Origin of the sequence: Herbiconiux gentiana (genome assembly GCF_024978135.1) — a bacterium.
In the GTDB taxonomy this organism is placed as follows: domain Bacteria; phylum Actinomycetota; class Actinomycetes; order Actinomycetales; family Microbacteriaceae; genus Herbiconiux; species Herbiconiux gentiana.
Map to the genome: position 1 here is coordinate 58,427 of NZ_JANTEZ010000003.1, position 23,599 is coordinate 82,025.

Below are 23,599 nucleotides of genomic sequence, written 5' to 3' on the forward strand. Positions count from 1 at the left end.
GTCAGGCCTGCGGGCCGGCCGGGGGCGCCGGGAGTCGGCGGATGCCCTCGAGCAGATCGTCGGTGGAGGCGGCGGCACAGAGCCGGATCCAGCCCTCGCCCGTGCGGCCGAAGGCGCTTCCGGGGGCGACCGCGACGCGCTGCTCGATCAGGAAGCGCTCGGCCCACTCGGCGACGTCGCCGCCCGTGGCATAGGAGACGTCGACCCAGAGGTAGAAGGCGCCGGTGGGCTCGAGGTGGGCGATGCCGCGCTCGGTGAGCAGGGCGACGGCGGCGTCGAGGTTCTCGCGGTAGTGCCGGGCGGCGTCGGCGACGTGTTGCTGCGAGCCGCGGAGGGCGGTGACGACCGCGCGCTGGGCGGGGGTGTTGACGCAGCTGACCATGGCCTCCTGGGCGGCGCGGAGCAGCGGCGCGAATCCGGGAGGGGTGAGCAGCCAGCCGACGCGGCCGCCGGTGAGCGCGTAGGTCTTGGACGCCGAGAAGACGGTGAGCACCCGGTTCTCGGCGGCGTCTCCGCGTTCGGCGGCCAGGGCGGCGAGGCTGACGTGCTCGACGCCGTAGGTGAAGCGCTCGTAGACCTCGTCGCTGATCACCCAGAGGTCGTGGCGCTCGGCGAAGTCGAGCAGGGCGCCGAGGGTCTCACGGTCGAAGACGGCACCGAGCGGATTCGAGGGCGAGTTGACGATCAGCACGCGGGTCTTCGGCGTGACCAGGCGGTCGAGCTCGTCGAGGTCGGGCGCGAAGCCCGCCGCCGGGCGGAGCGGATAGGGCACCGGCACGGCCGAGACCAGGTGCGCGTTCATGGTGAAGGTCGTGTAGCCCGGGTCGGGCACGAGCACCTCGTCGCCCGGGTCGAGCAGGATCGACATGGCGAGGTAGAGGCCCTGGGTGGCGCCCGCGGTGACCCAGACCCGCTCGAGCTCGGTGGTGATGCCGTTGTGCTCGCGCACGGTGTCGACGATCGCCTCGCGCAGCTCGGTGATGCCGCCGTTCGGCGTGTAGGCCGTGTCGTCGGCCTGCCAGGCGACGGCGGCCTCGGCGAGCACCGCCGGGTCGACGGCGACGTCGGGCTCGCCCACCACGAGGTAGACGACGTTCTCGAGCGAGTGGGCCAGTTCGAACAGGCGACGGATGCCCGAGGGCGGGACCGTGTCGGTGTGGGCGGCTAGGCGTGGCATAGGGTTCTACGGTACCCCTCGTACCTGCTCCATTTTCGGTCTCGTACCTGCTCCATTTTCGGTCGTTTCCGCTCCTGGATTGATGGTCGGTGCTCTACCTGGTAATGTTGCCTGTTGGCTTACGCATCCGCGCGACAAGGTGGGTGCGAACAGCGAGTGGCTCCATCCGCGGCCCGGCCGCAGCGGACCATCGCACCGCACTCATCCGAACAGATACAGAGGTTATTTCCGTGGCAAACATCAAGTCGCAGATCAAGCGCATCGGCACCAACAAGAAGTCCCAGGAGCGCAACAAGGCCGTCAAGAGCGAGCTCAAGACCGCCATCCGCGCCACCCGCGCCGCCCTCGTCTCGGGTGACAAGGACAAGGCCACCGCGGCCCTGACCCTCGCCACCAAGAAGCTCGACAAGGCTGCGTCGAAGGGCGTCATCCACAAGAACCAGGCGGCGAACCGCAAGTCGGCCATCGCCAAGCAGGTCGCGGCTCTCTGAGTTCCGCGCGGCGCCTCGTGCGCCGCTCGCGCCCGCCTTCGGGCGGCGCACCCGGTCTCCGGGACGTGAAGGGCCCCGCTCCGGCGGGGCCCTTCGTCGTGCGTGGGGCCGCGTTTCGGCGGGGCCCTTCGTTGCGCCTGGGGCCGCGTTTCGGCGGAGCCCTTCGTCGCGCCTGAGGCGAGCTGTCGTGGGGCGTGTTCACGGCGCCGACCCGGCGTCGCCAGTGGTGCCACCACGCGGGGGGCGTGCTGAGCCGGCGCTAGAGGGTGCCGCGGGAGGAGACGACGCCGATCATGTGCTCGAGGGCGAAGACCGGGTCGCGGCCGGCCCCCTTGATCGACTCGTCGGTCTCGGCCAGCACCTGGATGCTGCGACCGAGCCCCTCCCCCGTCCACCCCGAGAGATCGCGGCGTGCGCGGTCGATCTGCCAGGGCGCCATGCCGAGCTGGCCCGCCAGCTGCCCCGAGCCACCGCGGGTGCCGAGCACTTTCGCCATCGTGCGGAGCTTCATCGCGAACGCCGCCACGATCGGCACCGGATCGGCCCCCGACGCCAGCGCGTGCCGCAACAGCGCCAGCGCGTCGCCGTACGCCCCGCCGATCGCCGAGTCGGCGACCGCGAACGCGTTCGTCTCGACCCGCCCCGCGTAGTAGCGCTCGACGGTGACCTCGGTGATCTCCTCGGCCGAGTCGGACGCCAGCTGCGCGCACGCCGCCGACAGCTCGGCCAGGTCGTCGCTGAACGCCGAGACGAGCGCCCGGATCGCCCCCGGCGACACCCGCTTGCCGAGCGCCCGGAACTCGGCCGACGCGAACTCGTAGCGGTCGGCGTCGCGCTTGATCTCGGCGCAGACCACCTCGACGGCGACACCCGCCGCGGCCCGCACGGCCTCGAGCATCTTCTTGCCGCGCACGCCGCCGCCGTGCCGCAGCACGAGGTACACGTCGTCAGCCGGATAGGCGAGGTAGGAGATGACGTCCTCGATCAGCGCGTCGGTACACTTCTCGACCCCCGCCACCCGGATCAGCCGAGGCTCGCCGAACAGCGACGGACTGGCGAGCGACAGCAGCTCTCCCGGCCCGTACGACGACGCCTCGATGTCGGTGATCTCTAGGCTCGGGTCTTCGGCCTTCACGAGGTCGCGCAGCTGGCGGATGGCCCGCTCGGCGAGGAACGACTCGGTGCCCGACACGAGCACGACCGGGGCGGGTCGCACCTGGTTCCACTCGAGCTGAGGGATCGCGATCTTGGCGCTCGGCTTCGCCGCTTTCGACGGCGCCCGGCTCCCGCGTGCGACGGCCATGCACCCTCCCTCGAATTCCCTGCCCAGCCTACCGGCCACCACCGACGCCCCCGCCGCCCGCACCGACGCTCACGCCGCCTCACCGGTCAGGGTGGGGCACGGCGCTCCGTCCAGACGGTGAGGGACGAGGGGGTGCCCGCGATGAGGGTGAGACCGCCGAGGTCGGTGCGGAGGGGGCGGGTGCCCGTGCGACCGAGGATGCCCAGGAGGCGGTCGGTGGGGTGGCCGTAGCTGTTGCCGGCTCCGACCGAGATGACGCCGAGGGTCGCGTCGGCCTCGGCGTAGAGCTCGGGGCTCTGGTCGGCGCTGCCGTGGTGGGCGACCTTGACGACGTCGACCGGGCCGAGTGCGCTGCCGGCGTCGACACCGCGCTGGGCGGACTCGCCGAGATCGCCGAGGAAGAGCATCCTGAGCGTGCCCGTGACGAGGAGGGTGACGCTCGCGTCGTTGCCGCGGAGGGGTGTGCCGGGGCGGGGCCAGAGCACGTTCCAGCGGTCGTCGCCGAGGGTGCCCGAGAGGCCGCGGTGGGCGGGGACGACGTCGGCTCCGGCGTCCCGCAGGCGGGCGAGCATCCGTTCGTCGCCGGGGCCGTCGGGCGGCCCGACGAGTGCGCGGTCGACGCGGCCCACCACCGCGTCGAGGCCGCCCACGTGGTCGCGGTCGTAGTGGGTCAGCACGAGCAGGTCGAGGCGGGCGATGCCGAGCCGGTCGAGGCAGGCCGCCAGGGGTTCGGGGTCGGGGCCCACGTCGATCAGGGCGGTCTGCCCGCGGCTGCGCACGAGCACCGCGTCGCCCTGCCCGATGTCGCAGGCGGCGAGGTGCCAGTCGCGCGGGATCGACGTGAAGCGGGCGACCTGTCCACCCGCGATCGTTCCGGCGGCCACCACGAGCCCGAGCGCGGCGGAGAAGGCGGCGGCGCGGGCCAGCCGGGGTCGGCGGTGCGCGGCGAGGGCGGCGGTGCCGACGAGCAGCAGGGCGAGAACGGCTGCGACCGCGGCCAGGGCGCCGTCGGGCACCGGGACCGCCGCGAACGGGGCGCGGGCGAAGAAGCGGGCGACGGCGGCGATCCAGGCGGAGGGGAGCCACGGCAGCCAGGCGAGCAGCGACGCCAGCCCCGGGGCGACCACCGCGACCAGGCAGACGATCAGGCCGAGCACGCTGACGAGCGCCGCTGCCGGATCCGCGAGCAGGTTGGCGGGCAGTGTGTAGGGCGTCAGCTGCGGAGCGAGCAGGAACAGCACCGGCTGGCACGCGAGCTGGGCCGCGGCCGGCACGGCCAGCGCGAGTGCGAGCGGTCGCGGCATCACGCGCGTCGCCGCCGCGGCGAGCGGGCGGGTGAGCACCAGGAGCCCGGCCGTCGCGAGCACGGAGAGCGCGAACCCGGCGCTGCGCCCGAGCGACGGGTCGAGTGCCAGCAGCACGACCACCGAGAGCGCCAGCGGCGGGATCCCCGCGGCGGGCCGCCCCGCCGCCAGCGCGGCGAGCACGATCACGGCCATCGTCGCCGCGCGCAGCACGCTCGGTTCCGGCGTGACGAGCACCACGAACAGCGCCAGCACGGCGATCGAGACGGCGATACGCGACCGCCGGCCGAGCCCCACCGCTCCCCCGACGAGCATCACCGCGGTGACCACGATGGCGCAGTTCGCGCCCGAGACGGCGGTGAGGTGGGTCAGGCCCGCGATGGTCATGTCGTCGACGAGATCGTCGGTGACGCGGCTGTCGTCGCCGATGGCGAGTCCGGTGAGCAGCTGCGCACCGTCGCCCGGCAGCGGGGCGGTGGCCGTGCGGAAGGCCGCCCGCACCGTCGCGGCCCAGGCCAGCGTCGGCGGGGGCGGTGCCGTGACGACGGGCGGGCTGCGGCCGAACACCAGGTAGTCGTGGGTCTCGCCGCGCGGCTGCGGGGCGAGCGACCCGTCGACGCGGATGCTCGTGCCGATCGCCAGCGCGCCGACGTCGCCGACCGTGGCGAACACGAGCACGGAGGCCCGGGCCGCCGTGGCCCGCCCACCCGCCGTGAACCCATGCAGCTCGGCGTCGAACGTCACCCGTTCTCCCCCGTCCGCGTGCTCGTCACCGAAGGGGGACGCCCGGGCGGCCTTCGGCGTGCCGGTCACGACCAGCAGGGCACTGCCCTGCCGCGGATGCCCGACATCCAGTTCTCCGGGCCGCCGCACCCCCTCCCCCGCAGCGACCGCGGTCGCCACGAGCGCCACCGCGGCCACCGCCACCGCGACGACCGCCATCGCGGCCACCGCCGTTGTTCCTCGGCCACCCGCAGCGCGTGGAGGCCGGGGAGATCGACCGGGCATAACCGGTGGACGGCGCAGGTGCAGGCGCCGTGCAGGTCGCGAGGAGTCGTGAACTCGAGGTACCGCCAGCACGAGCACGAGGATCGAACCGGCCGAGAGCAGCCACGCCGCGGTCGCGACGACGGCGGCGGTGCGGCCGCTCGTGCTGCCGAGCACCCACGCCGTGAGCCAGGCCCCGAGAGCGGCCGGCACCAGCCGTAGATCGAGTTCACCCCTCATCGGGCACCCGCGGGAGCCGGAAGTCCGGCGGCCTTCGCACCCGGACGACGGCCGCCGGCTCTGGGGAACAGGTGCGCGCGATGCCGCAGGCGGACAGGTGAGGGTGTCACAGCGTCAGGAGGGGGCGGAGGGACTCGAGCGTCTTGTCGCCGATGCCCGGGACCTGGAGGAGGTCGTCGATCGAGGTGAAGGGGCCGTTGGCGTCGCGGTAGGCGATGATGCGGGCGGCCATCGACGGGCCGATGCGGGGCAGGGTGTCGAGGTCGATCTCGGTGGCCGTGTTGAGGTTCACGAGCGCGGGCATCCCGCCGGAGGCGCCCGCGCCGCCCGCCCCCGCGGGAGCACCGCTCGGCCCTGCGGGAGAGCCGCCGGAAACGGGCGCACCCGGGAGCGGCGGGGGTGGCGTTTCGCCCACCGCCAGGACGCGCAGCTGCTCCCCGTCGGAGAGCGGGCGGGCGAGGTTGACAGAGGCGCTGTCGGCAGTGGGGTCGAGTCCGCCCGCGGCTGCGACCGCGTCGACCACGCGCGAGCCGGCGCTCAGCTCATAGACCCCAGGCGTGGCGACTGCACCCAGCACGTGAATGAGCAGCGGTTGCGGCGCGTCGACCGCGGGTTCGACGAGCGACGAGGCGGGTGACGAGCCGGATGACGAAGATGACGCGGCCGGTTTGGGTGGAGGCGGTGCAGATGCGGAGGCGGAGGGACGAGCATCCGGAACCACCGTCGTCGCGCCGACAGGAGTGAGCGCCGTGATCAGCACGGACGCCACCAGGGCCGCCACCACCAGCACGACCGCGGCGCCGACGCCCACCCGTACCCGCACCGACGCACCAGACGAAGCGGCGGGAGCATCGGGAGCAACAGCACCTGGAACAGAGGACGCAGAAGGAGAAGTCGACGAAGGGGGCGGCGCCGCAGGCTGTGACATGCCGTCACCCTACGAACCCCGCCCCCTCCCGAGGCGCAGAACCGGAACCCTGTGGAGAACTCCCTACGAAGCCGGCTTGGTGACGAAGTTCACCAGCCGAGGCGCCCGCACGACCACGGTCACGATCGTGCGATCCCCGATGGCCCGCTGCACCGACGGCAGCGCCCGGGCCGACTCCTCGAGGGCCGAGCCCTCGACCTTCGGCGACACCTCGAGCCGGTCGCGCACCTTGCCGTCGACCTGCACGACGGCGGTCACGAGGTCCTGGGTGAGCAGCGACGGGTCGGCCTTGCGCCAGCCGTAGTTCGCCACGGAGGGCTCGTAGCCGAGACGCGCCCACATGTCCTCGGCCGTGTACGGCGCGAACAGCGACAGGCCGAGCGCGATCGTCTCGACGGCCTCGCGCACGGCGGGGTCGCCGCCTCCGGGGCCCGAGTCGATGGCCTTGCGGGCGGCGTTGACGAGCTCCATCAGGCGCGCGACGACGACGTTGAACTTGAACGCCTCGATCAGCCCAGGCGCCTCGGCGAGGAACCGGTGGGTCTGGCGCCGCAGTGCACGATCGCCGTCGCGCCAGTTCACGGTGGGAGGCGAAGCAACGTCCAAGACCAGCCGCCACGCGCGCGCCAGGAACTTCGCCGACCCGGCCGGCGACACGTCGGCCCAGTCGATGTCGTCCTCGGGCGGCCCGGCGAAGGCCATCGTGAGGCGCACGGCGTCGACACCGTGCTCGTCGAGCTGGTCGGACAGGCGCACCAGGTTGCCCTTCGACTTCGACATCGCCGAGCCGTCCATCAGCACCATGCCCTGGTTCAGCAGCGCGCTGAAGGGCTCGGTGAAGCCGACGTAGCCGAGGTCGAACAGCACCTTCGTGATGAAGCGCGCGTAGAGCAGGTGCAGGATCGCGTGCGTGACACCGCCGACGTACTGGTCGACCGGTGCCCACTTGTCGACCTCGCGCGGGTCGAAGGCCTGGGTGGAGTCGTTCGGCGACAGGAAGCGCAGGAAGTACCACGAGCTGTCGACGAAGGTGTCCATCGTGTCGGGGTCGCGGCGCGCGGGCGAGCCGTCGACCGGGTTCGGCACGTTCACCCAGTCGGTCGCGGCGCCGAGCGGCGACGAGCCCTTCGGGGTGAGGTTGAGGCCCTCGGTCGGCGGGAGCTCGACCGGCAGCTGGTCCTCGGGGACCGGGTACTCCTGCCCATCCTCGCCGTGGATGATCGGGATCGGCGTGCCCCAGTAGCGCTGCCGCGAGATCAGCCAGTCGCGCAGGCGGTAATTCTTGGCCGGGCGGCCGGTGCCCGCCGCCTCGAGGATCTCGATGATCTTACGGATCGCGTTCGACTTCGACAGCCCGTCGAGCGGACCGGAGTTGATAAGGCGCCCCTCGCCGGCCAGCGCGATGCCGGTGGTGCCCGGGTTCAGGTCTTCCAGCTCGGGCAGGTCGTCGGGATCGAGCACCGGGATGACGCCGGTGACCGGCTGCAGCGTGTCGACCACGACGCGCACGGGCAACCCGAAGGCGCGGGCGAAGTCGAGGTCGCGCTGGTCGTGCGCGGGCACGGCCATCACGGCGCCGTGGCCGTAGTCGGCCAGCACGTAGTCGGCGGCCCAGATGGGCAGGCGCTCGCCGTTGACGGGGTTGATCGCGTAGCGCTCGAGGAAGATGCCGGTCTTCGGCCGGTCGGTGGCCTGACGCTCGGTCTCCGACGACTTCTGCACCTCGGCGAGGTAGGCGTCGAACCGCTCCCGCACTTCGGACGAGGGCGACCCCGCCGCCAGCTCGATCGCCAGATCGGAGTCGGGCGCGACGACCATGAAGGTCGCCCCGTACAGCGTGTCGGGCCGCGTCGTGAACACGGTGACGGGCTCGGCGCGCCCCTCGACGGCGAAGTCGACGTCGGCGCCGATCGACCGCCCGATCCAGTTGCGCTGCATCGCGATCACTTTGGCCGGCCAGGTGCCCTCGAGCTGCTTCAGGTCGTCGAGCAGGCGGTCGGCGTAGTCGGTGATGCGGAAGTACCACTGCGTCAGCTTCTTCTTCACCACGACGGCGCCCGAGCGCTCGGACGTGCCGTCGGGCAGCACCTGCTCGTTGGCGAGCACGGTCTGGTCCACCGGGTCCCAGTTGACCCAGCTGGCCTTGCGGTACGCCAGGCCCTTCTCGTACATCTTCAGGAACAGCCACTGGTTCCACTTGTAGTACTCGGGGTCGCTGGTGTGAAGCACACGGTCCCAGTCGAAGGATCCGGCGTACTTCTTGAAGCTCGAGTGCTGCTGCTCGATGTTGTCGTAGGTCCACTGGCGCGGGTCGAGGCCGCGCTTGATGGCGGCGTTCTCGGCGGGCAGGCCGAACGAGTCCCAGCCGATGGGGTGCAGCACGTTGAAGCCCTGCTGGCGCCAGTAGCGCGCCACGACGTCACCGAGGGCGTAGGCCTCGGCGTGCCCCATGTGCAGGTCGCCCGAGGGGTAGGGGAACATGTCGAGCACGTACTTGCGGGGGCGGTTGTCGCCCTCGATGTCGACGCGGAAGGGCTTCTGCTCCTCCCAGACCGGCAGCCACTTGTCCTGAAGGGCGCGGAAGTCGTAGCGCTCGGCGCCGTCGCGCTCGTCGTCGGGCTGGCCGGAGACGGGCTGACCGGCGGGGGCTGAGGTGTTCTCGGTGACCACGGGACTCTCATTCGTTGCTGGCGCGGCTCACCACGCGGGTCGGCAGCAGGTGCCAGAGGGTGGGTCGCTGGGAAGGCGCGCGGGGCGCACCAGTGAACAACAGTAGCGAATGCCGCCGTGTTCCCGCCGGGTGGCCGGTCCCGGTGAGGGTTCCGGATGCCCGCCCCGCCCCGAAGCGCCTGCACTACCGTTGAAGGCACCGCCCGCCCGCGCCGCCTGCCGACGCGGCGCGACGCCCCGCCCGACGACGCCGCAGCCGGCAGAGAGGAGCCGACCCGTGGCCGACGCCCCCGCCGCCTTCGCCTGGCAGGGCGGCGCCCTCGTCGAGACCGAGCTCGCGCCGCACCACGCGCTCGCGGCGGCCGACTCCTGGTACGTCTCCCCCGAGGGCCGGGTGCGGGCGCTCGACGCCCATCGCAACCGTTTCCTCGCGGCGACGGGCGAGCGGATGCACGCTGACGCCGAGCCCTTCTGGGGCGCCGCCGTCGGTCGCCTCCGCTCCTACGCTGGCACCGCCCTCTTCCCGCGGGTCGAACTCGCCGAGACCCCGGACGGGCCCGAGCTCCGCCTCCGCGCCCGCCTCGCACCGCGCCTGCGCACCTCCACGGTTCTCGCGACCCACGCTGGCCCCGACCCGCGCACCGCGCCGCGGATCAAGGGCCCCGACCTCGAGGCGCTGCTCGCCCTCCGCGCCGCCGCCCAGGAGGACGGGGCCGACGAGCTGGTGCTGCTCCGCGACGGCCTGGTGGTGGACGGCAGCACGTCGGCGCTGCTGTGGTGGCGCGACGAGACGTTGGTGGCGCCGGCGGGCGACCTGCCTCGGGTGGCGAGCGTGACCGCCCGGAGCATCCGCCTGATCGCCACCGCGACCGGCACGCGCGTCGTGGAGGAACGGGCCCGCCCGGCCGACCTGGCGGGCTGCGAGGTCTGGTCGGTCAGCGCCCTGCACGGCATCACGGTCGTCGACACCTGGATCGGCGGCCCCGCCACCTCGGCCCGCCCCTCCCGCGCAACCACCTGGCGCCGCCGCCTAGCGGCCCTCTCCCGCCCCCTCTGACCCCACCCGACCCCGCCCTCGTCCCGTCGAGCCGTCGAAAGTCGCCCTCTCGGGCCCCTCAGAGGGCGTTTTGCGACGGCTCGACAGACGAGAGGCTGAGGGTGCGGGTGACGAGGGCGGGCGGGACCGGGGTGTGGGAGATGAGGAGCACGGCACGGGAGGCGGAGGCCGCCGCGGCCAGGAGGTCGGTGATGAGGGCGTCGGCCTGCTCGGGGTCGACGTTGGCCGTGGGCTCGTCGAGGACGAGCACCGGGAAGTCGGCGAGGAGGGCGCGGGCGAGCGCCAGGCGCTGCGCCTGACCGCCCGAGACGAGGGCGCCCCGCTCCCCCACCCGCGCCGTGAGCCCGCCGCGCGCCTGCACCCACGACGCGAGCCCGACACGGTCGAGCACCGCGAGCAGCTCGTCGTCACTCGCCGTGTCGCGCGCGAAGAGCAGGTTCTGCCGGATGTCGTCGTCGAACAGGTGCGGCCGCTGCTCGCAGAGTCCGACGACCCGGCGCACGGCGTCGGCCGGGTACTCCCGCACGTCGTGCCCGTTCAGCCGGTAGCCGCCCTCGTGGTCGAGGAAGCGCACGAGCACGTGGGCGAGCGTCGTCTTGCCCGCACCGCTCGGCCCGCGGAGGAGCACCCGGTCACCCGGCGCGAGGTCGAGCGAGACCGGCGCCAGGGCGGCGGCGGAGGCACCGGGCCAGCGCGCGGTCACGTCCCGCAGCGACAGCCCCGTGAAGACGGCGGGCGCCGGCCGCACCGACTCCGGCCCGTCGACCGGGATGCCCGCCGGCACGGTCGACGGCACGACCGACGCGATGCGGTCGGCGCTCGCCCGCACCTGCCGCCACGCCCCCGCCGCCAGCGGGATCATCGCGAACACCTCGAACGCGGCCAGCGGCACGAGTGCCACCACGGCGAGCGCCGGCCCGTCGAACCCGCCCGACCCGCCGAGAGCGCCCGCGCCCGCCCCGAGCGCCGGCACCCCCACCACCAGCGTCAGCACGGTCGCGAGCCCCGCGAAGAACGTCACGGCCGCCGCGGTCGCTCCGGCCCCCACGGCCCGCCGCCTGGATGCGGCGGTGAGAGCGGCATCCGCGTGCGACAGCGCCGAGAGCGCCGCGCCGTCGGCTCCGTACGCCACCAGCACGTCGAGGTTCGTGAGGTAGTCGGCGAGCGCCGCCCGATGCGTGCCCCGCAGGCCCGCGAGCGTGCGCTCGGCCCGCGCCGACAGGGCGGCGTTCAGCACCGTGCCGACGAGCAGCGCGGCGAGCAGCGAGAGGGCGAGCACGATCCCGGCGGTCAGCAGCAGCAGCCACACGACGACGACTGCGGCGAGCGCCGTCAGCCCCGACACCACGAGCGGCTGCACCACCCGCAGCGGCAGGTTCTGCTGCTCGTCGACGTCCGAGACGAGCCGGCTCAGCAGATCCCCGCTCCGCGCCGAGCCCAGCCCGTCGGGCGCGACGGGCACGAGCCGCTCGTACACGCCCACCCGCAGCTCGGGCATCGTGGCGAAGGCCGCGTCGTGACTGACGAGCCGCTCCAGGTAGCGGAACGTCGCCCGCCCCAGCGCGAACGCCCGCACCCCCACCATCGCCGCCGAGAGGAACAGGATCGGCGGCTGCTCGGCCGCCCGCGTGATCAGCCACGCCGACACCCCGAGCAGCCCGACCGCGCACAGCGCACCGAGCAGCCCGAGCACCACCCCGGGGGCGAAGCGCACGAGTCGCGGCTGCGCGAGCCGCAGCACATCCCGCCGGTTCACGCGACGCCTCCCCCGGGCGAGTGAGCGGCGGCGTGAGCCGGCGAACCGGCAAGTGGGCCGGCGGGCAGGCCGGCTGCCACAGCGAGCGGATGCGCGGCCTCCGGCAGCGCGAACACCAGCCGGTCGTCCGCCGACGCCGTCACCGCGGGCCGATGGCTCACCACGATCACGGCGCGCCCCTCGTCGGCGAGCGCGCGCAGACTGCGGCTGAACTCCGCCTCCGTCCCCCCGTCGAGCGCCGACGTCGGCTCGTCGAACACGACGACCGGGCAGTCGAGGGCCCGGGCGCGGTAGACCGCACGGGCACTCGAGACGCGCTGCGCCTGCCCGCCCGAGAGTCCGCCGCCGCGCGGGTCGATCCGCTCCGCGAGACGGATGCCCGCCCCGCCCACGAGGTCGAGGGCCGCCCGGGCGCGGGCGGCGTCGGGCTCGTCGTCTCCGAGCGCCACGTTCTCGAGCACGCTTCCCTCGACGAGTGCGGCGCGCTGCCCGGCCCACGCGAGCCAGGGGCGGGGCGCCGGGTCGTCGGTGACGTCGCGGCCGCCGACGAGCATCCGCCCCTCGACCGGCACGAAGCCGAGCAGGGCGTGCACGAACGAGGTCTTGCCGCTGCCCGACGGCCCCGTGACGGCCGTGACGGCACCGCGACGGATGCTCGCCCGCAGCCCCGCGAACGCCACCGCCTCCCCGTACCGCACCCCGAGCCCCCGCACCTCGAGCCCTGCGTCGACGGCCTCCGCACCCGCCGCACCCTCCGTCGGCACCGCGCCCCAGGTCGACACCGCGCCCGTCGCCCCCGCCTCATCGAGGATCTCGAACACCGACGTCGACGCCGCCACCCCGTCGGCGGCCGCATGGAACTGCGCCCCGACGTTCCGCAGCGGCAGGAACGCCTCGGGCGCCAGCAGCAGCACGAACAGCCCCACGCCGAGGCCGAGACTGCCGTCGATCAGCCGAACCCCGATCGACACCGCCACGAGCGCCACCGACAGACTTGCCGCCAGCTCCAGCGCGAAGCCGCTGAGGAACGACACCCGCAGCACCTTCATGGTCTGCGTGCGGTACTCCTCGGTGACCTCGCGGATGCGGGCGGCCTGCCGGTGCTGCCGCCCGTAGACGGTCAGCGTCGACAGCCCGCCCACGACGTCGAGGAACGCCGTGGAGAGCCGGGTGAGCCTCTCGAACTGGCGCTGCTGCACCGTCTGGGTCGCCCAGCCGATCAGGATCATGAACACGGGGATGAGCGGGAGGGTGAGCGTGACGGTGAGGCCCGAGACCCAGTCCTGCGACCAGATCGTCAGCACCACGAGCGGCATCGCGATGGCGGTCAGGATGAGCTGCGGGAGGTACTTCGAGAAGTAGGTGTCGAGCGCATCCAGCCCCGGCCCGGCCGTCACCCCGACCGCCGTGCTGCTGCGGCCGCCGAGCCAGCCGGGCCCGAGGCGGGTGACGGCGTCGAGCACCCGGCGGCGCAGCTCGCTCTTGACCACCGCCGCACCACGGGCGGCGTTGTACTCGGACAGCCAGCCGAGCGCGAACCGCACCGCCACGACGCCGGCGAGCGCGCCGAGCGAGGGCAGCAGCGCCGAGAGCGGCGACCCCCCGATCGCCCCGACGATCACCTGGGTGACGAGCCACGAGAAGGCGATGATCGTAGCGGTCTGCCCCAGCGCCAGCACGCCGCCGGCCGCGAAGAACGCCCGGGCCGACGCCGCGTATCTGAGGAGTCGGGGATCGACGGGACGCACCGTACTAGTGTGCCGCGTCGACCGGGATGTGGGCGCGGGTGACCCGCTTGCGGAAGATCCAGTAGGTGAAGCCCTGGTAGGCCAGGATCAGCGGCAGGAAGATCAGCGCCACCCAGCTCATGATCGTGAGGGTGTACTCCGACGAGGAGGCGTTCGCGATGGTGAGGCTGTTCGCCGGGTCGTTCGACGCCGGCATCACGTCGGGGAAGAGCGCGGAGAAGAGGCTCAGCACGGCCAAGCCGATGGTGGCGGCCATCAGCCCGAAGGCGAGCTTCTCGCCGCCGGCGCGGTTCGCCAGCACGGCCACCACGAGGGCCACGGCCGCCGCTCCCGAGAGCAGCACCGAGGTGGGGGTGCCGTAGGCGAGGGAGGTCCAGACGAGGAACGAGGCGGCCACCGCGATGGCGGCGATTCCGCTGCGGGTGGCGAGGCGGCGCGCCCGCTGCCGGATCTCGCCGTCGGTCTTCAGCGCCACGAACACCACGCCGTGGGTGAAGAACAGCAGCAGCGTGGTGAGTCCGCCGAGGAGGGCGTAGGGGTTCAGCAGGCCGAAGAAGCCGCCGATGTAGTCGTGGTTCGCATCCAGCGGCACGCCGCGCACGATGTTGGCGAAGGCCACGCCCCAGAGGAAGGCGGGCACGGCGGAGCCGACCACGATCATCCGGTCGAAGCGGGCCTTCCAGGCCTTCTCGGGCCGCTGGTGCCGGTACTCGAACGACACGCCTCGCAGGATGAGCGCGGCGAGGATGAGCAGGAGCGGCAGGTAGAAGCCCGAGAACAGCGTCGCGTACCACTCGGGGAAGGCCGCGAACAGCGAGGCCCCGGCCACGATGACCCAGGTCTCGTTGAGGTCCCAGACGGGCCCGATGGTGTTGATCAGCACGCGGCGGTCGGTGTCGTCCTTCGACAGGAACGGCAGCGACATGCCCACGCCGAAGTCGAACCCGTCGAGCACGAAGTAGCCGACGAACAGGAAGCCGACGATGCCGAACCAGAGAATTGTGAGATCCATCGTGCGCTCCTAGTAGACCGTCGCCGTGTGCTGCAGTTCGCCGGTCTCCTCGTCGACCGGCGGCGCGTCGTCGGGCCCCTTCTGGATGGCCTTCTTGATCAGCCGGAACTCCACGACGGCGAGGGAGCCGTAGAGCACGGTGAAGACGACGAGCGAGATGAGCACGTCGAGGCCGGAGATGCCGGGCGAGACCGCGTCGGAGGTCTTCAGCAGGCTGAACACGATCCAGGGCTGCCGACCCATCTCCGTGAAGATCCAGCCCACGATCATCGCGCCGAGCGAGAGCGGGAAGGCCCAGACGGCCACACGCCACATCCAGCGCCACTTCGGGTCGCGGCCCTTGCGGGTGAGCCAGAGACCGGCGACGGCGATCAGCACGTGCAGCATGCCGAGCGCGATCATCCAGCGGAAGGCCCAGTAGGTGATCCAGACCGTCGGGGTGTAGTCGCCGGGTCCGTAGGCCTGCACGTACTGCGCCTGCAGGTCGTTGATGCCCTCCACGGTGCCGTCGAGGGTGTGCGTCGACAGGAACGACAGCAGGTACGGGATGCGGATCGAGAACAGCTCGCTGGTGCCGTCGGGCGTGCCGAGCGTGAAGATCGAGAAGGATGCCGCGGCCCCCGTCGAGGTGTTGTAGAGCGCCTCGGCCGCTGCCATCTTCATCGGCTGGGTCTCGACCATCGCGAGCCCTAGCTGGTCGCCGGAGAGCACGGTGAGGGCGCCGGCTACGACCATCATCCAGAGGCCGAACTTGAGCGCCGGGCGCATCGTCTCGAGGTGCTGGTTGCGGTACAGGTGCCAGGCGGCCGCGGCGATGATGAGGCCCGCGGTCACCATGAAGCAGGCGAAGATCGTGTGCGGGAAGGCGGCCAGGGCCACCTTGTTGGTCAGCAGCGCCCAGATGTCGGTGAGCTCGGCCCGGCCCTTGGCCTCGTTGATGCGGAAGCCGACCGGGTTCTGCATGAAGGCGTTGGCCGCGATGATGAAGTACGCCGAGAGCACGCTGCCGACCGCGGCGATCCAGATGCTCGCGAGGTGCAGCTTCCTCGGCAGCCGGTCCCAACCGAAGATCCAGAGACCGATGAAGGTCGCCTCGAGGAAGAAGGCGAGCAGCCCCTCCAGTGCGAGCGGGGCACCGAACACGTCGCCGACGAAGCGGGAGTAGTCGCTCCAGTTCATGCCGAACTGGAACTCCTGCACGATGCCCGTCACGACGCCCATGGCGAAGTTGATCAGGAAGATCTTGCCGAAGAAGCGTGTCAGCTGGAGGTACTTCGCCTTGTCGGTGCGCACCCAGGCCGTCTGGAAGATCGCCACCGTCACCGCGAGCCCGATCGTCAGGGGCACGAAGAGGAAGTGGTAGATCGTCGTGAGGCCGAACTGCCAGCGGGAGAGGATCAGGGGGTCGAGCAGCTCGTTCACGCTGTACTCCTTGCGTGGGAAGTGAGGCCACGCTGCCGTCGCAGTGGATTGCGACACCGTCAGTTTAGCGCCCTTGTATACAAGCATCCAAACCCATCGGCGATTCCCATGGTCGCTCCGCTAGAGTGGCGGGCATGCGATGTGGAATACAAGCATGAACGAGGCGCTGTCCTGGGTGCTGGATACCGTGCAGTCGGTGGATCCCCTGGTCAGAACCCTGTTGGCCGGAGTCGCCATCATGCTCGAGACGAGCATCCTGATCGGTCTGATCGTGCCGGGCGACAGCGTCGTGCTCGTGGCCGCGACCGGCGTCGAAGGGCCGCTTGAATACACGTCGCTGGTGATCGTGGTGATCGTCGGAGCCCTCACCGGAGAGAGCATCGGCTTCGCGATCGGGCGCTGGTTCGGGCCGCGCCTGCGTGCCTCGAAGCTCGGCCGGAGGCTGGGCGAGAAGAACTGGGTGCGGGCCGAGACCTATCTGGCGAGGCGCGGCGGAATCGCGGTGTTCCTGTCCCGCTTCATCCCGGTGCTGCATTCGCTCATCCCGTTGACCGTCGGCATGAGCCCGATGCGCTACCGGCGCTTCATGGCCTGGACGGTGCCCGCGTGCATCCTCTGGGCGCTCGCGTACGTGTCGGTCGGCAGCGCCGCCGCCGGGGGCTACCGGGAGCTCTCGCGCGAGCTGCACTGGGCCGGGTACCTCTTCGTGGGCGTCATCGCCCTGTTCGTCGTCGCGGTGTTCGTCGTGAAGAAGGTCATCAACCGGGTCGAGCGACGGCACATGGAACAGGCCCCGCCCTCCCCCATCGACGACGGGGAGAGCGGGGCCTCCTGACCTGGTGAGAGGGGCGCTTAGAAGAGCGCGACCTTCTCGAGCCAGGTCTTCGCGATCGTGTCCGGCGACTCCTGGTCGTTGACGCTCTGCGAGTTGAGGTCGACGAGGTCGGCGGCCGTCAGCGCGGCACTGACCTTGTTGATGACCTCGGTCACCTCGGGGGTGGCAGCATCGGTGTTGATCAGCGGCACCACGTTCGAGGCGAGGAAGAGGCCCTTCGGGTCCTCCAGCGTGACGAGGTCGTTGGTCTTGATGTTGGGGTCGGCCGAGTAGATGTTCACCAGTTGAACGGTGTTGTCCTTCAGCGCCTGGATGGTGAGCGGTCCGCCCGAGTCCTCGATCGGCGTGAAGCCGACGGTGACGTCGTAGGTGCTCTTCAGGCCCTCGGGGCCGTAGGGGCGGGTCTGCAGCTCGGAGTTGCCGCCCAGGGTGAGCGGGGTCGTGACCTTGGCGAGGTCGGCGATGCTGGTGACGCCGTTGGCCTCGGAGAACTCCTTGGTGACGTTGTAGGAGTCCTGGTCGGTGGCGGGCGACTGGTCGAGTACCTCGAGCCCCTCGGGCAGCGCGCCGGCGAGGGCGGCGTAGACGTCGTCGCTCGTCTTGGCGGTGGTCTCGGGGTCGTAGTACTGCAGCAGGTTGCCGGAGTACTCCGGGAACAGCTGCACCTCGCCGTTCTCGAGCGCGGGCAGATAGGCGTCGCGCTGGCCGATGTTGAACTGGCGCGTGACCTCGACACCGTTGGCCTCGAGCGCCTGGGCGTAGATCTCGGCGATGATCTCGTTGGAGTAGTAGGCCTGCGAGCCGATGACGATGGCTCCGCCGTCGGTCGAGCCGGCCGCCGACGTGGACGAGGTGTCCAGCGGATCGCTGGACGAGCACCCTGCCAGCGCCACCGCTGCGCTGACCGCGACTAGCCCAACGACGAGCCGGCCTTTCGTGATTGCTGTGAACATGTGATCATTTCCCTTCTCGGATGGGGGATCCCATCACCGCGCGCGAACGGGATGACCGCGCACGGACGTTCTGCTGCCTCGTGGCGACGACGCCCCGTGGAACGACCAACTTCTGCAGCAGGGCGAAGATTCCCTCGAGCACCAGCGCCAGTGCGGTGACGAGGATCGACGCGCCGAGCATCATGTCGTAGTTGCGCGTCGCCGCGCCCTGGAAGATGAAGGTGCCGAGGGCCCCGCCGCCGATGTAGCCGGCCAGCGTCGCGGTGGCCACGACCTGCAGCACGCTGGAGCGCACCCCGCCGATCAGGAGCGGCAGCCCGAGCGGCACCTCGACCTTGCCCACCACCTGCAGCTCGGTCATGCCGACCGCGCGGGCGGCGTCGATCGTGCGCCGGTCGACGGCCTCGAAGCCGGCGTAGGCACCGGCCAGCAGCGGCGGGATCGCGAGGATGACGAGCGTCAGCATCGGGGCCTTGAAGCCGATGCCGAGCGCGAAGCCGAAGAGGATCAGCACGCCGAGGCTCGGCAGGGCCCTGAGCCCGCCCGAGAACGCCACCGCGATGTCGCGACCGCGCCCGGTGTGCCCGACCACGTAGCCCAACGGGATGGCGACGATCGCCGCGATGGCGACGGCGCCGAAGGTGTAGCCGAGCTGCTCGAACAGGCGGGCGATCCAGCCCGAGGGCCCGTTCATGTTGGCGGGGTCGAGGATCCAGGCGATTCCGCCGAGCACGAGGTTCACGAGACACCCCCGGCGACCAGGGCGGGCGTCGTGCGCCGAGCGGCCCGACGGCGGCGGTCGGGGGTGCTCCAAGGCAGCAGCAGGCGGCCGATCAGCACCAGCAGCAGGTCGAACACGACGGCGATCACGAGCGTCGCCACGATGCCGGTGATCACCTCGGCCGGGATGTTCCGCTGGAAGCCGTTGGTGAAGAGGTACCCGAGGCTCTGCACGCCGATGATGACGCCGAGGGTGGCGAGGCTCACCGTGCTGGCCGAGACGACGCGGAGCCCGCTGAGCAGCACCGGGCCGCTCAGCGGCAGCTCGACCCGCCAGAACCGCTGCCAGCCCGAGTAGCCCATGGCCGACGCGGCCAGCAGGGTGTCGTCGTCGACCGAGGCGAGGCCGTCGGCCGCGGTGCGCACCATCAGGGCCACCGCATAGATTGTGAGCGCCACCACCACGTTCACGGGCGAGAGCAGCGGGGTGCCGAGGAAGATCGGCATGAAGATGAACAGGGGTATCGACGGCACCGTGTAGAGCAGCCCCAGCACCACGAGGATGACTCCGCGCGAGGGACGGTACCGGTTCGCCACCCAGCCGATCGGGATGGAGACGAGGAAACCGATCAGGATCGGCGGAACGCTGAGGCCGATGTGCGCCAGCACGAGCTCCCAGACGAGATCGAGGTTCGACTCGAGCCACTTCACGGCTGGAGGACCCCTGTCGGTGTGCCGTTCTCGTCGACCACCACGTCGCGGTCGCCCACGCGCTGGATGCGCAGCGCCCGCTTGCCCTTGTCGGCCCCGACGAAGGAGGCGACGAAGTCGTTCGCCGGCGCCGCGAGGATCTCGGCCGGCGACCCGGCCTGGGCGATGTGCCCGCCCTTCTGCAGGATGACGACCTGGTGGCCGAGCAGGAACGCCTCGTCGATGTCGTGCGTGACGAAGACCACGGTCTTGCCGAGGCCCTCCTGCAGGCGAATGGTCTCCTGCTGCAGCTCGGCGCGCACGATCGGGTCGACGGCGCCGAAGGGCTCGTCCATCAGCAGGATGTTCGGGTCGGCCGCGAGGCCGCGGGCGACGCCGACGCGCTGCTGCTGGCCGCCCGAGAGCTGTCGGGGGTACTTGTCGGCGAGCGAGCGGTCGAGCCCCACGGTGTCGAGCAGCCCGAGGGCGTGCTCGCGGGCCTCGCGCTTCGGCGTGCCGTTCAGGATCGGCACGGTCGCGACGTTGTCGATGACCTTGCGGTGCGGCAGCAGGCCCGAGTTCTGCATCACGTAGCCGATGCGGCGGCGGAGCTTCACGGGCTCGAGGCCGGCCGTGTCCTCCCCGTCGATGATGATGCTGCCCGAGGTGGGGTCGATCATCCGGTTGATCATGCGGAGCAGGGTGGTCTTGCCGCAGCCGGAGGAGCCGACCAGCACGGTCGTCTTGCGCGGGGGGATGACCAGGTCGAAGGAGTCGACCGCGACGGTGCCGTCGGGGAATCGCTTGGTCACCGATCGGAACTCGATCATCGCTCAGCCCAATCGTCGGGGACCGCACAGCACGGTCCGCCGCATCAGCCAAGCATCATCCGTCGGAAACGCAAAGGCCCTTGTACCAAAGCGTCACATTCAGGTGCGCGAGGCCGCCGGCGCCAGATAACCCGCCACGAGGGCACGGGTGGCCTCGATGGCGTCGGCGTCACCCTTCGGGTCGATGACGAACGCGCGCACGAGCAGCGCGTCGGCCATGGTGAGGGCGATGTCGAGCCGTTCGGCCAGCCCCTCGCCGTCGACGCCGAGCTCCTCGACGAAGATCGTCGCCAGGGGCGCAGCGACCCGCGAGGCGGATGCGGTTCCCCCGTCGACCTCGGGGAGGGCGATCTGATCGCTCAGCCGGATCGACGTGAAGCCGGGCTCGGTGCGGTGCAGCTCGACGGCGGCGTCGATCAGGCAGGTGATCGCCTCGTCGAGGGTCGTGGGCCGCGTGGCCTCGAGGTTCTCGACGCTCGCGCGGAGGAACCGCTCGAAGCCGCGCAGGCTCATGGCCGCGAGCACCGCGATGCGGTCGGGGAAGTAGCGGTACACCGTGCCGATCGAGGCGCCGGCGCGCTCGGCGACCATCGCGGTCGTCAGTCGCTCGATGCCGACCTCGGCCACCACCGCCGATGCCGCGTCGAGCAGGGTCGCGATGCGTTCACTGCTTCGCGCCTGCACCGGTTCGTTGCGCACCTGGCCGCTCGTCGTGAGCGCACCGCTGATCAGGTCGTTGAATGCCACGGAGTTCCTTCCCGATGTCCCGCTCCCAGTGTAGATCCGAGTTTCCGTCATTCGTACGCGGGGCGCGCGATCAGGGCAAGCCGTGACAGACTGGGCTGGTGCCAGAGACACGACTTGCGGCACCTCGACTGCACCGGGCCGCCCGCATCGACGACGCGATCCACGGCTTCCGGGTGAGATGGGCCCGCCGACGCGGGCATCAGCCGACGGTCATCCCCTACGCCGGCTACGGATCGACCACGCGCATCCGTGTGCTCGGCCGGGTGGTGCTCGCGACGCAGCCCAAACCCGGATCGCGCGCCGCCAAGAAGCTGCAGAAGCGCGAGGACCGGGTGCGCGGCTGGCGCAGCTTCACCAGCGTGCCCCTCGGCGACGTCGACGTGCTCATCGAGGTCGAGGGCATCCGCCGCACCGTGCGGGCCGACCGCGGCGGCGTGGTCGACGCCTCGGTCGACGTCGAGCTCGAGCCCGGCTGGCACTCCATCACCATGACGGCCGCCGGGTCGGAGCCCGTCGAGGCGCCGGTGTCGATCGTGGCGCCCGGCACCGACGTCGGCATCGTCTGCGACATCGACGACACGGTCATGGTCACGGCGCTGCCCCGTCCGTTCCTGGCGTTCTGGAACACCTTCGTGCTCGACGTGCACGCCCGCACGCCCACCCCGGGGATGTCGGTGTTCCTCGAGCGGCTGACGGCCGAGCATCCGACGGCCCCGGTCGTCTACCTCTCGACGGGGGCCTGGAACGTCGCGCCGACGCTCACCCGCTTCCTCTCGCGCAACCTCTACCCGCGCGGGCCGCTGCTGCTGACCGACTGGGGGCCGACGCACGACCGGTTCTTCCGCAACGGGCGGGAGCACAAGGAGAAGAACCTCCGGCGACTCGCGGCCGAGTTCCCCGAGATCCGCTGGATCCTGATCGGCGACGACGGTCAGCACGACGAGGAGATCTACGGCGAGTTCGCGCTCGATAAGCCGGGGCACGTTCGTGCGGTGGTCATCCGGCAGCTCTCACCGAGCGAGGCGGTGCTCGCGGGCGGCCGCTCCAAGCTCGACCAGGGGCTCGCCAGCTCGGCCGTGCCGTGGGTGTTCGCGCCCGACGGGGCGGGGCTGCTGGAGCAGCTCGAGGAGCTCGGCCGGGCCTAGCTGTACGTGGCCGCCCGCGCCGATGGGCGCGTGCGCCGCCCTCAGCCCGCGTGCGCCTCCAGGAACTGGTACACCTCGTTCTCGTCGACCCCGGGGAACTTGCCCGAGGGCAGCGGCGACAGGATGTGCGCGTGCAGCTTCGCGCTCGGCCAGGCCGCATCCGACCAGCGCTCGGCCAGCTCGGAGGCCGGGCGCCGGCAGCACGACTCGTCGGGGCAGCGCGACTGCTGACGCATCGCGGTGTCGCGCCCCCGGAACCACTTCGCGTCGGAGAACGGCACGCCGAAGCTGATCGAGAACTCCCCCGCGTCGGTCTTGCCGGTCTGCGTCGCGCACCAGAAGGTGCCGGCCGGGGTGTCGGTGTACTGGTAGAACTCCGTGGTGCGGTTGGTGCGGCCGAGCGCCCCGCGCGCCGCCCACTTGCGGCAGACGAGCTGCCCCTCCACGGCGCCCGTCACGTCCACCGGCAGCGGCAGGCCGTCGTTCTCGTAGGACTTGTAGATCGCGCCGTCCTCCCCCACCCGCAGGAAGTGCACCCGCATGTCGAGGTGCGCGGTCGCGAGGTTCGTCATGCGCAGCGCCGCCGCCTCGTGGGTCACCCCGAAGGCGTCCCGGAAGTCCTCGACCGAGAGGTCCTTACGCTGCTTGGCGGCACTGAGGAACGCGACCGACGCCGTCTGCGGCATCAGGCAGGCCGCGGCGAAGTAGTTGATCTCGAGCCGCTGCTCGAGGAACTCGGCGTAGCTCTGCGGCGGCGTGTGCCCGAGCAGCCGGTGCGCCATCGCCTGCAGCGCCATCGAGCGCAAGCCGTGGCCGCCGGGGATCGACGCCGGCGGCAGGTAGATGCGCCCGTTCTCGAGGTCGGTGACCGAGCGCGCCGAGTGCGGCAGGTCGTCGACGTAGATCAAGGTGAAGCCGAGGTGCTCGGCCAGGAGCGACACGCTGCGATGGGTGAGCGCCCCCGAGCTGTGGCCCACCGTGGCCAGGGTCTCCTCGGCCAGACGCTCGAGCTCGGGCAGGTGGTTGTCGCGGGCGCGCATGGCGAGGCGGTTCTCGGTGTTCGCGCGCCGCGCCTCCTCGGGGGTGGCGATCGCCTCGGCGGCCCGACGGCGCAGCTCCCGGTGCAGCCCCACGAGCGACTCCAGCGTCTCCTGGGGCAGCGAGCGGCTCGCCGGCACCGCGGGCAGGCCGAGCGAGGCGTAGAGCGGGCTCTGCTGGGCCTTCGCCAGCTCGATCTCGAGGGCGGTGCGCGCATCCGGAGCCTCGTCGCTCAAGAGATCGGCCATCGGCACGCCCAGGGCGGTGGCGAGCGCCTGCAGCAAAGAGAGCTTGGGCTCGCGGCGGCCGTTCTCGATCAGCGAGAGCTGGCTGCCGACGACGCCGACCTTCTCGCCGAGCTGGTCGAGGGTGAGTGAACGCAGCCGGCGGTGATGGCGGATGCGCCTCCCGAGTGTGATGAGGTCGCCGTTCATCTTCTCTCCTCGTCAAGATCGGGCGATCTTTACAGCCCGTGACCCAGAATCTACCGCTCGCCGCGCTCATAGTGGAAGAACCAGCCGCCAATTGACGAGGATGAGGCCGAGG

At 71.6% G+C, this 23,599-nt stretch carries 19 protein-coding genes; 4 read left to right on the forward strand and 15 right to left on the reverse strand.

The annotated features are described in order from the left end of the window. Position 1: 1 nt before the first annotated feature. Positions 2 to 1,177: a pyridoxal phosphate-dependent aminotransferase gene (locus tag NVV95_RS07355; RefSeq protein WP_259485909.1), complete on the reverse strand. Its 1,176-nt coding sequence runs from the start codon at positions 1,175 to 1,177 to the stop codon at positions 2 to 4. Between the two features lie 230 nt (positions 1,178 to 1,407). Between NVV95_RS07355 and rpsT the strand changes: the two genes are divergently transcribed. After that, positions 1,408 to 1,668, forward strand: coding sequence for a 30S ribosomal protein S20 (gene rpsT / locus NVV95_RS07360; protein WP_259485910.1), 261 nt, complete (start codon positions 1,408 to 1,410; stop codon positions 1,666 to 1,668). Between the two features lie 259 nt (positions 1,669 to 1,927). Here rpsT and holA read toward each other — a convergent pair whose 3' ends face one another. From holA to leuS, 4 genes are all read right to left on the reverse strand, one after another. Next, complete coding sequence (holA, locus tag NVV95_RS07365; RefSeq protein ID WP_259485911.1) at positions 1,928 to 2,971, reverse strand: DNA polymerase III subunit delta; 1,044 nt, start codon at positions 2,969 to 2,971, stop codon at positions 1,928 to 1,930. 86 nt (positions 2,972 to 3,057) lie between these two features. Further along, the gene (locus tag NVV95_RS07370; protein ID WP_259485912.1) at positions 3,058 to 5,502 is read right to left on the reverse strand and encodes a ComEC/Rec2 family competence protein; all 2,445 of its coding nucleotides are present in this window, start codon (positions 5,500 to 5,502) and stop codon (positions 3,058 to 3,060) included. Positions 5,503 to 5,608: 106 nt separating this feature from the next. Beyond that, positions 5,609 to 6,325: a ComEA family DNA-binding protein gene (locus NVV95_RS07375; RefSeq protein WP_259485913.1), complete on the reverse strand. Its 717-nt coding sequence runs from the start codon at positions 6,323 to 6,325 to the stop codon at positions 5,609 to 5,611. A gap of 168 nt (positions 6,326 to 6,493) precedes the next feature. Then, a complete protein-coding gene (gene leuS, locus NVV95_RS07380; protein ID WP_259485914.1) occupies positions 6,494 to 9,100 on the reverse strand; it encodes a leucine--tRNA ligase in 2,607 nt (868 codons plus the stop codon). Positions 9,101 to 9,377: 277 nt separating this feature from the next. Between leuS and NVV95_RS07385 the strand changes: the two genes are divergently transcribed. Beyond that, complete coding sequence (locus NVV95_RS07385) at positions 9,378 to 10,157, forward strand: aminotransferase class IV (RefSeq protein ID WP_259485915.1); 780 nt, start codon at positions 9,378 to 9,380, stop codon at positions 10,155 to 10,157. A gap of 58 nt (positions 10,158 to 10,215) precedes the next feature. Here NVV95_RS07385 and cydC read toward each other — a convergent pair whose 3' ends face one another. The 4 genes from cydC to NVV95_RS07405 are packed head-to-tail and all read right to left on the reverse strand — an operon-like array spanning position 10,216 to position 16,095. Beyond that, a complete protein-coding gene (cydC, locus tag NVV95_RS07390; protein ID WP_259485916.1) occupies positions 10,216 to 11,913 on the reverse strand; it encodes a thiol reductant ABC exporter subunit CydC in 1,698 nt (565 codons plus the stop codon). Then, positions 11,910 to 13,661 carry a thiol reductant ABC exporter subunit CydD gene (gene cydD, locus NVV95_RS07395; RefSeq protein WP_259485917.1) on the reverse strand — a complete coding sequence of 584 codons (1,752 nt, stop codon included), beginning with the start codon at positions 13,659 to 13,661 and terminating at the stop codon, positions 11,910 to 11,912. The genes cydC and cydD overlap by 4 nt, the downstream gene beginning before the upstream one ends. A 4-nt stretch (positions 13,662 to 13,665) precedes the next feature. Then, positions 13,666 to 14,673 (reverse strand): cytochrome d ubiquinol oxidase subunit II, encoded by a 1,008-nt coding sequence (gene cydB, locus NVV95_RS07400; RefSeq protein ID WP_259485918.1) that lies wholly within the window; start codon positions 14,671 to 14,673, stop codon positions 13,666 to 13,668. 9 nt (positions 14,674 to 14,682) lie between these two features. Next, positions 14,683 to 16,095, reverse strand: coding sequence for a cytochrome ubiquinol oxidase subunit I (locus NVV95_RS07405; protein ID WP_259485919.1), 1,413 nt, complete (start codon positions 16,093 to 16,095; stop codon positions 14,683 to 14,685). A gap of 154 nt (positions 16,096 to 16,249) precedes the next feature. Between NVV95_RS07405 and NVV95_RS07410 the strand changes: the two genes are divergently transcribed. Continuing rightward, the gene (locus NVV95_RS07410; RefSeq protein ID WP_259485920.1) at positions 16,250 to 16,930 is read left to right on the forward strand and encodes a DedA family protein; all 681 of its coding nucleotides are present in this window, start codon (positions 16,250 to 16,252) and stop codon (positions 16,928 to 16,930) included. A gap of 17 nt (positions 16,931 to 16,947) precedes the next feature. On the opposite strand, the gene NVV95_RS07415 is transcribed toward NVV95_RS07410, so the two are convergent. From NVV95_RS07415 to NVV95_RS07435, 5 genes are all read right to left on the reverse strand, one after another. Beyond that, a complete protein-coding gene (locus NVV95_RS07415) occupies positions 16,948 to 17,883 on the reverse strand; it encodes an ABC transporter substrate-binding protein (protein WP_259485921.1) in 936 nt (311 codons plus the stop codon). A gap of 4 nt (positions 17,884 to 17,887) precedes the next feature. Beyond that, on the reverse strand, positions 17,888 to 18,625 hold the full coding sequence (locus NVV95_RS07420) for an ABC transporter permease (RefSeq protein ID WP_310796056.1): 738 nt from the start codon (positions 18,623 to 18,625) through the stop codon (positions 17,888 to 17,890). After that, a complete protein-coding gene (locus NVV95_RS07425) occupies positions 18,622 to 19,314 on the reverse strand; it encodes an ABC transporter permease (RefSeq protein WP_259485922.1) in 693 nt (230 codons plus the stop codon). Before NVV95_RS07425 ends, NVV95_RS07420 begins: the two co-directional genes overlap by 4 nt. Further along, positions 19,311 to 20,123 carry an ABC transporter ATP-binding protein gene (locus tag NVV95_RS07430; RefSeq protein WP_259485923.1) on the reverse strand — a complete coding sequence of 271 codons (813 nt, stop codon included), beginning with the start codon at positions 20,121 to 20,123 and terminating at the stop codon, positions 19,311 to 19,313. The genes NVV95_RS07425 and NVV95_RS07430 overlap by 4 nt, the downstream gene beginning before the upstream one ends. 99 nt (positions 20,124 to 20,222) lie before the next feature. Beyond that, entirely contained in the window at positions 20,223 to 20,870 is a 648-nt protein-coding gene (locus NVV95_RS07435; RefSeq protein ID WP_259485924.1) for a TetR/AcrR family transcriptional regulator, read from the reverse strand. 98 nt (positions 20,871 to 20,968) lie between these two features. Here NVV95_RS07435 and NVV95_RS07440 point away from each other — a divergent pair, with 98 nt between their 5' ends. Next, positions 20,969 to 22,015 (forward strand): App1 family protein phosphatidate phosphatase, encoded by a 1,047-nt coding sequence (locus NVV95_RS07440; protein ID WP_259485925.1) that lies wholly within the window; start codon positions 20,969 to 20,971, stop codon positions 22,013 to 22,015. Positions 22,016 to 22,056: 41 nt separating this feature from the next. On the opposite strand, the gene NVV95_RS07445 is transcribed toward NVV95_RS07440, so the two are convergent. Beyond that, the gene (locus tag NVV95_RS07445) at positions 22,057 to 23,487 is read right to left on the reverse strand and encodes a helix-turn-helix transcriptional regulator (RefSeq protein ID WP_259485926.1); all 1,431 of its coding nucleotides are present in this window, start codon (positions 23,485 to 23,487) and stop codon (positions 22,057 to 22,059) included. Positions 23,488 to 23,599: the final 112 nt, after the last annotated feature.

What these genes read in the sequence shown, in the direction of transcription:
- NVV95_RS07355 (WP_259485909.1), bottom strand. Translation starts at nt 1,177, where the DNA reads ATGCCACGCCTAGCCGCCCACACCGACACGGTCCCGCCCTCGGGCATC.
- holA (WP_259485911.1), bottom strand. Translation starts at nt 2,971, where the DNA reads ATGGCCGTCGCACGCGGGAGCCGGGCGCCGTCGAAAGCGGCGAAGCCG.
- NVV95_RS07370 (WP_259485912.1), bottom strand. Translation starts at nt 5,502, where the DNA reads ATGAGGGGTGAACTCGATCTACGGCTGGTGCCGGCCGCTCTCGGGGCC.
- cydB (WP_259485918.1), bottom strand. Translation starts at nt 14,673, where the DNA reads ATGGATCTCACAATTCTCTGGTTCGGCATCGTCGGCTTCCTGTTCGTC.
- NVV95_RS07410 (WP_259485920.1), top strand. Translation starts at nt 16,250, where the DNA reads ATGAACGAGGCGCTGTCCTGGGTGCTGGATACCGTGCAGTCGGTGGAT.
- NVV95_RS07415 (WP_259485921.1), bottom strand. Translation starts at nt 17,883, where the DNA reads ATGTTCACAGCAATCACGAAAGGCCGGCTCGTCGTTGGGCTAGTCGCG.
- NVV95_RS07430 (WP_259485923.1), bottom strand. Translation starts at nt 20,123, where the DNA reads ATGATCGAGTTCCGATCGGTGACCAAGCGATTCCCCGACGGCACCGTC.
- NVV95_RS07445 (WP_259485926.1), bottom strand. Translation starts at nt 23,487, where the DNA reads ATGAACGGCGACCTCATCACACTCGGGAGGCGCATCCGCCATCACCGC.